This window comes from Corynebacterium sp. HMSC11E11 (assembly GCF_001807025.1).
Taxonomy (GTDB): Bacteria; Actinomycetota; Actinomycetes; order Mycobacteriales; family Mycobacteriaceae; genus Corynebacterium; species Corynebacterium freneyi.
Genome location: NZ_KV787143.1, coordinates 1 through 11,363, shown reverse-complemented (window position 1 = coordinate 11,363; position 11,363 = coordinate 1). Strand labels below are relative to the sequence as shown.

The 11,363-nt window shown below is 69.7% G+C and carries 12 protein-coding genes; 5 read left to right on the top strand and 7 right to left on the bottom strand.

What is annotated here, in order from left to right:
- Nucleotides 1–146: 146 nt before the first annotated feature.
- Genes HMPREF3121_RS07085 through HMPREF3121_RS07075 form a run of 3 tightly spaced genes read right to left on the bottom strand, consistent with a single transcriptional unit; the run spans nucleotide 147 to nucleotide 2,606 of the window.
- A complete protein-coding gene (locus tag HMPREF3121_RS07085) occupies nucleotides 147–413 on the bottom strand; it encodes a hypothetical protein (protein WP_070521501.1) in 267 nt (88 codons plus the stop codon).
- A 10-nt stretch (nucleotides 414–423) separates the two neighbouring features.
- A complete protein-coding gene (locus HMPREF3121_RS07080; RefSeq protein ID WP_070521510.1) occupies nucleotides 424–1,734 on the bottom strand; it encodes an ABC1 kinase family protein in 1,311 nt (436 codons plus the stop codon).
- Nucleotides 1,735–1,751: 17 nt separating this feature from the next.
- Nucleotides 1,752–2,606: a TOMM precursor leader peptide-binding protein gene (locus tag HMPREF3121_RS07075; RefSeq protein WP_141743022.1), complete on the bottom strand. Its 855-nt coding sequence runs from the start codon at nucleotides 2,604–2,606 to the stop codon at nucleotides 1,752–1,754.
- An 82-nt stretch (nucleotides 2,607–2,688) separates the two neighbouring features.
- Here HMPREF3121_RS07075 and HMPREF3121_RS07070 point away from each other — a divergent pair, with 82 nt between their 5' ends.
- Complete coding sequence (locus HMPREF3121_RS07070) at nucleotides 2,689–3,225, top strand: YgjP-like metallopeptidase domain-containing protein (protein WP_070521507.1); 537 nt, start codon at nucleotides 2,689–2,691, stop codon at nucleotides 3,223–3,225.
- A 36-nt stretch (nucleotides 3,226–3,261) separates the two neighbouring features.
- Here the strand turns inward: HMPREF3121_RS07070 and HMPREF3121_RS07065 are convergent, their stop codons facing one another.
- On the bottom strand, nucleotides 3,262–4,701 hold the full coding sequence (locus tag HMPREF3121_RS07065) for a zinc-dependent metalloprotease (RefSeq protein WP_070521495.1): 1,440 nt from the start codon (nucleotides 4,699–4,701) through the stop codon (nucleotides 3,262–3,264).
- A gap of 104 nt (nucleotides 4,702–4,805) precedes the next feature.
- On the opposite strand from HMPREF3121_RS07065, the gene HMPREF3121_RS07060 reads away from it, so the two are divergent.
- Nucleotides 4,806–5,828, top strand: a complete 1,023-nt coding sequence (locus HMPREF3121_RS07060) for a YlbL family protein (protein WP_070521504.1) — start codon at nucleotides 4,806–4,808, stop codon at nucleotides 5,826–5,828.
- Between the two features lie 42 nt (nucleotides 5,829–5,870).
- On the opposite strand, the gene HMPREF3121_RS07055 is transcribed toward HMPREF3121_RS07060, so the two are convergent.
- From HMPREF3121_RS07055 to HMPREF3121_RS07045, 3 genes are all read right to left on the bottom strand, one after another.
- Nucleotides 5,871–7,280, bottom strand: coding sequence for an alanine/glycine:cation symporter family protein (locus HMPREF3121_RS07055; protein ID WP_070521492.1), 1,410 nt, complete (start codon nucleotides 7,278–7,280; stop codon nucleotides 5,871–5,873).
- Nucleotides 7,281–7,349: 69 nt separating this feature from the next.
- Nucleotides 7,350–7,718, bottom strand: a complete 369-nt coding sequence (locus HMPREF3121_RS07050; RefSeq protein ID WP_141743021.1) for a fluoride efflux transporter FluC — start codon at nucleotides 7,716–7,718, stop codon at nucleotides 7,350–7,352.
- Nucleotides 7,708–8,112 (bottom strand): FluC/FEX family fluoride channel, encoded by a 405-nt coding sequence (locus HMPREF3121_RS07045; RefSeq protein ID WP_168161386.1) that lies wholly within the window; start codon nucleotides 8,110–8,112, stop codon nucleotides 7,708–7,710. The genes HMPREF3121_RS07050 and HMPREF3121_RS07045 overlap by 11 nt, the downstream gene beginning before the upstream one ends.
- Before the next feature lie 109 nt (nucleotides 8,113–8,221).
- Here HMPREF3121_RS07045 and pgm point away from each other — a divergent pair, with 109 nt between their 5' ends.
- The 3 genes from pgm (at nucleotide 8,222) to HMPREF3121_RS07030 (ending at nucleotide 11,180) form a co-directional block, all read left to right on the top strand.
- A complete protein-coding gene (gene pgm, locus HMPREF3121_RS07040; protein WP_070521483.1) occupies nucleotides 8,222–9,877 on the top strand; it encodes a phosphoglucomutase (alpha-D-glucose-1,6-bisphosphate-dependent) in 1,656 nt (551 codons plus the stop codon).
- Between the two features lie 11 nt (nucleotides 9,878–9,888).
- On the top strand, nucleotides 9,889–10,329 hold the full coding sequence (locus HMPREF3121_RS07035; protein WP_070521480.1) for a MauE/DoxX family redox-associated membrane protein: 441 nt from the start codon (nucleotides 9,889–9,891) through the stop codon (nucleotides 10,327–10,329).
- A gap of 95 nt (nucleotides 10,330–10,424) precedes the next feature.
- Entirely contained in the window at nucleotides 10,425–11,180 is a 756-nt protein-coding gene (locus tag HMPREF3121_RS07030) for a DsbA family protein (protein WP_070521475.1), read from the top strand.
- Nucleotides 11,181–11,363: the final 183 nt, after the last annotated feature.

The following is an 11,363-nucleotide window of genomic DNA, read 5'->3' as shown; positions in this document are numbered from 1 at the left end:
CGCGACCGGGCATTCCCTTCTGACGCATCCCCGTTCTAGGACAACACCTCCTGAGGACAACACCGTTCGAGGACAACCCGTTCTGGGGCAGCCCTTTCTAAGCGCACCGGATTCTCGGACCACCGGATTCCGCGACGATCCGGGGGCTACCCGCCGTCGCCGATGCGGGAACTGGCGGACCAGGCGGCCTCGGCATGCCCGATCGCCAGGTCGAGGGCGTCGGCGCAGGCGCGGAGATCATCGACGACGGCATCGGCGGCTTCGGCGGGCGTGATCACCGCGGAATCATCGACGGTCAGCGTCGCCCAATCCCACACCTCCGCCGACGCCACCAACTGGCGCACCTGGTCGACGATGCCGGACAACCCCTCATGGGTCATGCCCACCTGGTGGTACAACTCCTGCGGTCGCATGACCGAGACGCTACCGCCCGGGATCCAACCCCACCATTTCGGGATAATGCTCCGCGATCACCTGCCGATACGGAGCCGGTGCCGACAACTGCGCCAACACCGCGACGGCGCCGGCGAGGATCCGGTGAATCATGATGTACCGCTTCGGCATGCCGAACTTGCGGCTCAACTTCGACTGCGGCGACGACGGATCCAGGAACGGGGCCATCACCCGCTTCAACCAGTCCACCGTGAACACGAAATCGTCGTGCGACAACGGCTCGGCGAATGGAAGGAGGAACGCCTCGACCTCCTCGGGCGTCAGATCTTTCTCGCGGCCGCCGGTGACGTACCCGTGCTCCACCGCCAAATCCAGCAGATCCTCCTTGCGGCCATCGACGACCGCTGCGACCAACTCGATCAGGGGCCGTGGCAACCCCTCGGGCAGATGAATGCACGCGCCGAAGTCGATGACGGTGAGGACGCCGTCGTCGGAAAGCAAAAAGTTACCGGGATGCGGGTCCGTGTGCATTCGATGCACCAAGTCGGGCGACGCAAACTCGAACACGGTCAGCGCCTCCGCGGCACACGACCGCTGGTCCTGCGTGCCGTGCTCGATGATCTCGCCGAGGCGCACACCCTCGACCCACTCGCTGACCAGCACCTTCGGCGCCGACGCGTACACCTTCGGCACATGCAGGCGCGGCTCCTGGCCACCGCCGAACGCCGCATGGAACGCACGCTGGTGATCGGCCTCGATGCGGTAATCCAACTCGTCGAGAACGTTGTCGGCGATCTCGTCGACGAGGTCCGTCATGTTCATGCCGTCCTCGAATTGCTGGAGAATCGGCGTGATCATCTTCAACTGGCGCAGATCCGCCTTGATCGCCTTGTCCGCACCCGGGTACTGCACCTTCACGGCGACGGTCGAACCATCCGACCACACCGCCTTGTGCACCTGGCCGATCGACGCCGCGGCGACGGGCACGTCGTCGAACTCGCGGAAACGGGTGCGCCACGCGGTGCCCAACTGCCGGTCCAACACGCGGTGCACCGACGCCGCCGGCAGGGGAGGGGCCTCCGCCTGCAGGGACCGCAACGTGCCCGCCAACGGCTCGGCGAACTCGTCGGGCAGGATCGGCGCGAAAATGCTCAGAGCCTGCCCGACCTTCATCGCCCCGCCCTTGAGCTCGCCGAGCACCGACGCCAACTGCTCGGCGGTCTTGCGCGGATTGGCCTCCCGGCTGCGGGGATTCAACGCCCGCGCCCCCGCCGACAGCGGCACCGACGCCAACCGGGCGGCACGGCGGAACGGGGACCCGGAGACCGAATCTTCACTCATGGTGGCCATTGTGCCCCCTACCGGGCCATCGCCGCCGCGCCGGTGCACACCGGGCACCTCGGATGCGGCAGCAGCGGGCGCACCCGGCCGCCGAGGCCGTGCGGGTCGACGACGACGTCCGCGCCGCGCAACAGCGACCCGTCGCCGGCGGCGATCGACCCCAGCTGCGCGATGACGGTGGCGATTGTCGCGGTCACCGTCTCCGGCGGGGCGGTGCCGACCCTGCCCGCCAGCTGCAGCGCCAGCATCCGGCGGGCGGGATCGTCGTCGACGCGGTGTTCTTCGGCGCAGGCGGGGCACGGGGCGGCGGAGTCGGGGACCCAGGGGCCGACCACGCCGACGCCGTCGCGAAGCACGGCCGACAGGTGCGCGATCCCGCGGCCGCGGAGAGTCCCCAGCAGGGTCACGTCCGGCACCTCGAATCCGGTGAGCACGACCGTCCCCACCGAGGCGACGGGAGCGCGGGTGATCCAGGCGGCGGTGGCCGGGCCCGGGATGCGCGAGGTCGGGGACCAGCCGCGCAGGCGCAGCGCGTCGGCCAGCCGCGGGCGCAGGCCGTCGCGTCCGATGAGGGCGACGGGCCCGGGTTGGCGGTGCTTGTCGACGAACCCCGCCCTGCGCAGTTCACCCACCAGCTGGTGCGCCGTCGCGGCGGGCAGTTCGGTGCCGGCCAGGCCCTCGGAGATGCAGGCGCCGCGGGTGCCGGCGAGCAGGGCGGCGAAGACGGGGCCGGGGGCGACGCCGTCGGGGATGGGGAACACCAGGCACGTGCGGGCGTCCGCCCCGAATTGGACGCGCCCGCCCGGCCGCAGCAGCACAGGCACGTGGCGGTGCAGCAGCACCGGCGCGGATTCCCCGATCCCAACCCCCATGCCGACACTGAAGCACGGGTGCGGCACGCGCGCACCCGGCGAATCGGCCCGTTTCACCCCCGAAGCCGTCTACGCTGGGGGCATGGACCGCACGCGCCCGGATCGCGACCGCCCCGACTACGGGCCGGACGTCGACGTGCGCCGTTCGAAGCGACGCCGCCGCACCGTGTCCGCCCGCGCGGAGGGCAGCCGCATCGTGGTCATGATCCCCGACGACCTGCCGGAGGCGGAGGAGCGCCGCCAGGTCGCCGACATCGTCGAACGCGTCCGCCGCAAGGTGGGCAACAATCTCGACGACGCCGCGTTGGACAAGCGCGCCCGCCATCTCGCCCGCACGGTTCTGGAGGGCAGGCCGCGGATGGAGTCCATCAAGTGGGTGCGCAACATGTCGCGCCGGTGGGCGTCGGTGACGGGGGACCCGGGGCGGATCCGCGTGTCGCACAGGCTTGCCGACGTCCCGGCGTACGTCCTCGACGACGTCATCGTCCATGAGCTCGTGCACACCTTCATCGACGACGGCCACTCGGACGAGTTTTGGGCATGGGCGTCGAAGGCCCCGCACCACGAGCGGGCGCGGGGCTATCTGGAGGCGTATCAGCGGTGGGGAGTGCGGTCGTAGCGGCCGGGCCCCGGACGTGACCGGCCGCGCGGGGTTCTAGTTTTCCCCGCCCGGCTGGTCGCGTTCGTCGCCTTCTTCGGCTTCCTTGCGCAGCTGGTCCTCCAGTTCCGCGATGGGGTCGAAGTCGTCGGAGGCGTCGCCGCCGAGCACGCCGTCGATGAATTCGGCGGAGTTGTCCAGGTCTTCGGCCACCGGCAGGAAGTCGGGGTGGTCCCAGACGCCGTCGCGGCGGTCGACGCCGACGGCGGTGGTCAGGCGGCGCCACAGGTCGGCGGCTTCGCGGATCTTCGGGGCGCCGAGGTTGATGCCGGTGGCCTTTTCCAGGGCCTTCTCCGCGCCACCGGAGGCGCGGCGGCGGCGCCAGGCTTCGTCGAGCTGGGCGGCGCCGGGCAGGCGTTCGCCGAGGGCGTCGTCGACGACGACTTCGACCCAACCCTCGACCAGCGCCAGGAGGGTTTCCAGGCGGGTGCGGGCGTGCTGGTTGGACGAGGTGATCTTCGGCGACAGGTCCATGTTCTGCATGGCGGACATCGCCTCCTGCAGCTTCGCCGGGTCCTGCATCGACTCCAGGTCCAGGCCGCGGGCGGCGTCTTCGATGCCGGAGTAGTCCAAGACCAGGCCGGCGGCGTACTCCTCGACCGACGAGATCATCCGCTCGGCCAGCCACGGCACCCGGTCGTACAGGCGCTGGTGGGCGGCTTCGCGGGCGGCGGCGTAGACGTAGAGCTCGCGGGCGGGCAGCTCCAGTTCCTCCGCCAGGGCGGTCAGGTGCGTCGGCAGCAGCGCGGCGGCGCCGGTGGTGTGCAGCGGCAGGCCCAGGTCGGAGCCGGTCAGCGCGTCCTTGGCCAGGTCGGCCAGGGCGCCGCCGAGCTGAACCCCGAAGTTCATGGAGTTCATGCGGCTCATCATGCCGAGCAGGGGGCCCATCATTTCGCGGGCTTCCTCCGGCATGGCGGCGACGGAGGCCTCCGCCATCTGCTCGGCGACGGGGTCGACGATGCGCTTCCACGTCGGCAAGGTGTGCTCCAGCCACTGCAGGGAATTCCACCCTTCGGCGCGGTTGGCGCCGGCGGGCAGCGTCGTGGCGTCGTCGAGCCACAGTTCGGCCAGGCGCAGGGCGTCGGTCAGCGCCTCCCGCTCCGAATCGCGAACCGGGGCGACCTGGCCGATGCGCTGCCGGGCGATGCGCTCGGTGACGGAATGGTCGACCGGCGCGCCGTCCTGCGCGTTCATCTGCTGGCCCATGCCGGACATCATCTGTCCCAGCTGGTTGAGGAAATCACCCAAGCCACCCTGGCCGCCGGGACCCCCCTGGCCGCCGGGGCCGCTCTGGCCGCCCTGTCCGGCTCCGCCCATCGGGAACCCGAAGAATCCGAAGCCGCCGAAGGGGTTCTGGCCCTGGCCGCCGCGGCCGTCATCGCGGTCGTCGCGGTCGTCATCGTCGCCGGGCGTGAATCCGAATCCCTGTCCACTCATGATCCCAACCGTACCGGCGCGGGGGTGCCCGGTCACTGATCGCGGGCGGGTTCGCGGCGATGCTCGCGCAGGGCGAACACGAAGCACCGGTAGGGTTGGCGATCGTGCACCGCCGTACCAGAACCCTCCTCGTCGGCGCCGCGCCGATCGTGGCGTTGGCCGCCGTGCTGTCGTCGCCGTCCGTTCCCGTGCCGTTCGCGGCCGAAGGACCGGGCCCGCTTTTCGACGTCCTCGGCGAGATCGACGGAGATGAGGCGGTCGTCGTCACGGGCGGGGACCCCGACCCGTCGGAGGGCGAGCTGAACATGACCACCGTCGCCGTGTCGCACAACCTGTCGTTGGCGCAGGCGATGGGGATGTGGGCCGACCCGAATCAGAAGGTCGTGCCCATCGAGGCGATTTTCCCGCCGGGATTGAGCCGGGAGGACGTCAACGAGCGCAATGCGCTGATGTTCTCCGACTCGGAGGCCAACGCCACCGCGTCGGCGCTGCGTCAGCTGGGGCTGCCCATCGAGGTCACCGTCGCGATGATCACCGAGGGCGCCGCCGCCGAGGGGGTCCTGGAGGAGGGCGACGTGCTCGTCGCCGTCGACGGCGAGGAGATCGACCGTCCGGAAACCCTTCAGGCCGCCGTCGTCGGCCATGCGCCGGGGGACCGGGTCACCCTCGACATCGTTCGCGACGGCGAGGAGAAGCAGGTCGAGGTCGAGTTGGGGTCGCATCCGGATGACGACGACGCCGCGTTCCTCGGCATCGGCATGGCCGCCCAGCCCGAAGGCGACGTCGAGGTGGAGTACCACGTCTCCGGCGTCGGTGGGCCATCCGCGGGCCTGATGCTGTCGCTGGCGGTGGTGGACAAGCTCAGCCCGGGCGATCTCACCGGGGGCCGGACCATCGCCGGCACCGGGTCCATCGACGGCGTCGGCGTGGTCGGCCCGATCGGCGGCATCACGCACAAGATCGCCGCCGCCCGCGCGGGTGGTGCGGAGATGTTCCTGGTGCCCGCCGACAATTGCTCGGAGGCGTTGACGGCGGATGCCGGGGACATGAAGCTGGTCAGCGTCGGCACGCTCGGCGATGCGGTCGAGGCGCTCGACGACCCCGACGCGGCGCCTACCTGCGGCTGAGCGGCAGGTAGGCGCCCCCGGTGACCCCGGCGGCGGCGTGCGTCACCTGCCGGAGAGGGCGCGGTTGCGCTCCCATTCGGCGACCTCCCGGGCCGACGCGCGCAGCTGCGGGTCGAAGTCCAGGTATGCCTTGGTTTCGCGGGCGATGAGGCCCGACAGGACGATCAGGCCGATGAGGTTCGGCAGGGCCATCAGGCCGTTGAGGGCGGAGGCGAAGGCCCACACGGTCTCCAGCTCGGTGACGGCGCCCAGGTAGACGACGCAGGTGAAGACGAAGCGGTAGGGGATCGTGCCGCGACGGCCGACGATGGACTCGAAGGCGCGCTCGCCGTAATACGACCAGCCCAGCATCGTGGAGAAGGCGAAGAACACGATGGCCATGGCCACCAGGTCGCCGCCGAAGTCGCCCGGCAGGCCCGCCGAGAACGCGTGGGCGGTCATGGCCCCGGCGTCGTCGGCGCCCTCCTCCCACGTGCCGGTGGTGATGATGACCAGACCGGTGAAGGACACGACGATGAGGGTGTCGATGAAGGTCTGGGTCATGGAGACCAGGCCCTGGCGCACCGGGTGGGTGGTCGTCGCGGCCGCGGCGGCGATGGCGCCCGAACCCATGCCGGATTCGTTGGAGAACAGGCCGCGGGCGACGCCCATCTGGATGACCAGGATGATGCCCGCGCCGGCGAAACCGCCCACGGCGGAGGTGCCGGTGAACGCGTCGGTGAAGATCAGGGCCAGCGCGCCCGGAATGCCGGAGATGTTGGCCACGAGTACCCAGATCGCGGCGCCGATGTACAGGATGATCATCATCGGCACGAACGTGGCGGTGAACCGGCCGATGGACTTGATGCCGCCGATGAGAACCGCGCCGACCAGCACGAACATGAGGGCGCCGGTGGCCTCCAGAGGCATGCCGAACGCGGTGTTCAGGTTCGTGGCCACGGCGTTGCCCTGGGTGAGGTTGCCGATGCCGAACGCCGCGATCGCCGCGAAGACGGCGAACACGTAGGCCAGGACCTTGCCGAAGGTGTTCGGGATGGCCTTCTTCAGGTAGTACTGCGGGCCGCCGGACTGCTCGCCGGCGGCGTCGACGGTGCGGTACTTCACGCCGAGGAACGCCTCGCCGTACTTCGACGCCATGCCGACCAGGCCCGTCACCCACATCCAGAACAGCGCACCGGGGCCGCCGATGCCGATGGCCGTGGCGACGCCGACGATGTTGCCGACGCCGACGGTGGCGGCCAAAGCGGTGGCCAGCGCCTGGTATTGGGAGATGTCGCCCTCGCCGCCGTCGTCCTCGCGGTCGATGAGGCCAAGTCGCAACGCCGGGCCGAGCATGCGCAGCTGCACTGCGCCGAGGCGGATGGTCAGCCACAGGCCGGTGCCCAGCAGCACCGGGATCAGCAGGAAGGGGCTCCAGACGAATGAGTCGAGAGCACTGAAGAAATCGTTCATGGGGGAGAAGTTACAGCCCCCTCATGCCTTTTCGGGCATGGATCGGCCCGCTCAACTCAAAAACGTCGCTCAACTCAAAAACAGCGAAGCCGCCGCCGCTCCCGTGACGACGGTCAGCACGGGGTAGCCCACCGTCCACCACGATCGGGTGCGGTACAGCTCGCCGATTTCCCGGGCCAGCGTCGACCACGTGGACAGGGCCCCCGCGTACCCGGCGCCGAGGACCGCCCATCCGAATCCGCCGCCGTCCCACGTCGACCAGGCCAGGCCCGCGATGCCGCAGGCGACGACGTTGGCGAAGTACGTGCCCGGCAACGCGCTGCAGGCCACGCGGGAGGAGACCGCGCCGAACCAGAACCGGGTCATGCCGCCCAACGCCGCACCCGCTGCGACGAGCAGGATGGTCATCAGGGCGGTGGCGGGGGACTCAGGAACCACGGGTCACCGCCTTCTCGCCCAGCAGGGCGGCCAGGGGACACAGCGCCAGCGTTGCGACGACGACGAACGCAGCCTCGGCCACCGAGAGATCGTCGAGCAGCACGACGAACGCCGAAAACGTGGTGAAACCCCCCAACGCTCCCGGGCCGACGAGGGGCCACCACCGTTCCATCGCCGCCGACGAGGCCATCACGCCGGCGGCGACGCCGATGGCCAAACATCCGAGGACGTTGATCACCACGGTGGACCAGGCGTCGTCAAGCAGCGGAGCCGCAAACCACCCCACCAGGACCCGCGCAACCGCGCCCGCCGCCGACCCCGCGGCGACCAACCCGTACGCGCGCACGCGCCCGAACCGACGGGGAGGGGGAGGGGAAGCCGGGCAGGAGGTCACGGGGTGGATCGTACCATCCCCCGGATGGCCGGTCCCGCGCTGCGGCGACCCGCGAAAAGGGGAACACTGGAAGGGAAACGGTTCCACCCCGAGTCCAGGAGGACACCCCATGGCCCACGATCGCGCCGGGCAGCTGGCCCAGCCCCAGGATCTGATCGACGTCGCCGAACTGGTGACCGCGTACTACACGCGCCACCCCGAGCCGGGCAACCCCGACCAGGCGGTGTCCTTCGGCACCTCCGGCCACCGCGGATCGTCGCTGGACACGGCCTTCAACGAGGACCACATCCACGCCACCACCCAGGCCATCGTCGACTACCGCACCGGCCAGGGCATCGAGGGCCCGCTGTACATCGGCCGCGACACCCACGGCCTGTCCGAGCCCGCCATGATCTCCGCGCTGGAGGTGCTCACCGCCAACGGCGTCACCGTCATGGTCGACGCCCGGGGCCGCTACACCCCGACCCCGGCGGTGTCCCACGCCATCCTGCGGCACAACCGCGACCTCGACGGCGGCCCCGCCGGCACCGACAAGCGCCGCGCCGACGGCATCGTGGTCACGCCGTCGCACAACCCGCCGCGCGACGGCGGCTTCAAGTACAACCCGCCCACCGGCGGCCCCGCCGACGCCGACGCCACCGACTGGATCGCCGCCCGCGCCAACGACTACCTGGCCAAGGGGCTCGACGGCGTCAAGCGCCAGTCCGTGGAGAAGGCCGGCGACCTCCTGGTCAAGCACGACTACCTGAACAACTACGTCGCCGATCTGCCCAACGTGGTCAACATCGCGGCGATCCGCGACGCCGGCGTGAAGATCGGCGCCGACCCCATGGGCGGCGCGTCCGTCGACTACTGGGGCGCCATCGCCGACGCCCACGGCCTCGACCTCACCGTGGTCAACCCGCTGGTCGACGCGACCTGGCGGTTCATGACGCTGGACACCGACGGCAAGATCCGGATGGACTGCTCCAGCCCCGACGCCATGGCGTCGCTGATCGGCAACCGCGACAAGTTCGACGTCTCCACCGGCAACGACGCCGACGCCGACCGCCACGGCATCGTCACCCCCGACGCGGGCCTGATGAACCCGAACCACTACCTGGCCGTCGCCATCGACTACCTCTTCGCCAACCGTCCCGGCTGGGCCTCCGACACGGCCGTGGGCAAGACGCTGGTGTCCTCGTCGATGGTCGACCGCGTCGTCGCCGACCTGGGCCGCAAGCTCGTCGAGGTGCCCGTCGGCTTCAAGTGGTTCGTGCCGGGCCTCATGGACGGCAGCGTCGGCTTCGGCGGCGAGGAATCCGCCGGCGCGTCCTTCCTGCGTCACGACGGCACCGTCTGGTCCACCGACAAGGACGGCCTGATCATGGACCTGCTCGCCGCGGAGATCATCGCCGTGACCGGCAAGACCCCGTCGCAGCGCTACGCGGAACTGGCCGACAAGTTCGGCGCCCCCGCCTACGCCCGCACCGACGCCGACGCCAGCCGCGAGCAGAAGGCGATCCTGAAGAAGCTGTCGCCCGAGCAGGTCACCGCCGATGTCCTCGCCGGCGAGCCCATCACCGCCAAGCTCACCGAGGCGCCCGGCAACGACGCGGCCATCGGCGGCCTGAAGGTGACCACGGAAAACGCCTGGTTCGCCGCCCGCCCGTCCGGCACCGAGGACAAGTACAAGATCTACGCCGAATCCTTCAAGGGGGCCGACCACCTCAAGCAGGTGCAGGCCGAGGCGCAGGACGTCGTGTCCCAGGTCCTGGGGTCCTAGGCGCAGCCGGGATGAACGCCGCGATCAGCGCCATCGCCCGCTTCGGGCTCGCCGCCGTCTGGCTGTGGTCGGGGACGGTGAAGTTGCTCAACCCGCTGGACAGCCGTCAGGCGATCGCCGCCTACGAGCTGTTGCCCGGCGGGATGATCGACTTCCTCGCCGTTGCCTTGCCGGCGGTGGAGCTGATCCTGGGGTTGATGCTGCTGATCGGCGTGTTCCTGCGGTGGGCGGCCGTGGCGTCGTCGATCATCCTGGTCGGCTTCATCGTCGGCGTCGGGTCCGCGTGGGCGCGGGGGCTGAGCATCGACTGCGGGTGCTTCGGCGGGGGAGGGTACGACGCCGACGCCGGCCCGGCCTCCTACCTGACGTCGATCGGCCGCGACCTGGTGTTCCTGGCGATGGCCGCCTGGACCGCGTGGCGGCCGTTCGAGCGGTTCGCGGTGCGCCCCTAAGTCGGGGATCGCGGACGTTGACGTGTCCGGAAACACTGCCGGACATGGTGCGTGACGGGGTGACCTGCGCGACCGTGCCCGCTATCGTGTGATCCGTGAGCCAGAAAATCAAGAATCCGAATGAGAAGGGCTCCGGCTTCATCGTCGGCATCATCGCCCTCATCGCCATCGTCGCCGTGGTCATCGGCGTCGTCCTGTACATGGGGCGCAACCAGCCGATCGAGGGCCTGCCGGACGAGGACGTGTCGTTTACGGTGCAGGTCGACGGTAGCGTCGTCCGCCTCGCCTCCGACAAAGCTGGCGACGATGCCGTGGTGGCCGAGGTCTACGAAGACTACTCCTGCTCCTACTGCGCCGAGATGGCTCAGGGTGGCCACGCGGACCAGTTGGAGGCGCTGAACAACGGCGAGCTCGTCGTCGAGTATCGAATGCTGAACTTCCTTGACGGAACTGAACCAGGGTCCCCGAAGGTGGAGCAAGCAAGGCATTCGACGAAGACGCTGGCCGTCGCCTACGAGATCGCAAAGCGTGGAGATGCACGGCTGTTCTGGAACTTCCACACTCTGCTCATGCGTGACCAGCAGGAGGCACCAAAGTGGGACGCGGCCCAAATCGCTGACGTCGTTAAGGGTATGGGGGGCGATGACGAACTCGTTTCGGCGATTCGGGATGAGCTCGATACATCGGAGGCCAAGGCTGTTGCCGAAGAGAACTACCTGGAACTGGAGAAGACCCTTGGCAAGGTGTCCTCGCCCCACGTCATTGTCGACGGCAAGGACATCCTGGAAAACGCCCAAGCGGGCGGTCTGGGCGATTGGGTCAACCTCGCGCTCGAGGCCGGCAAGGCCTAGCGCACGCCTCTCGCACGGTGCTTTGTTCGTGCGGGGGATACGACGGCCACCTGGGGATTTGGGTATTCCCCGGGTGGCCGTGTAATTTACAGGGAGTCCGAAGCGAGCGCCGGAAGGTGCCCTGCGGAGGAAGACGCTTCGAGCGTGAATACGGGGCTATGGCGCAGCTGGTAGCGCACCACA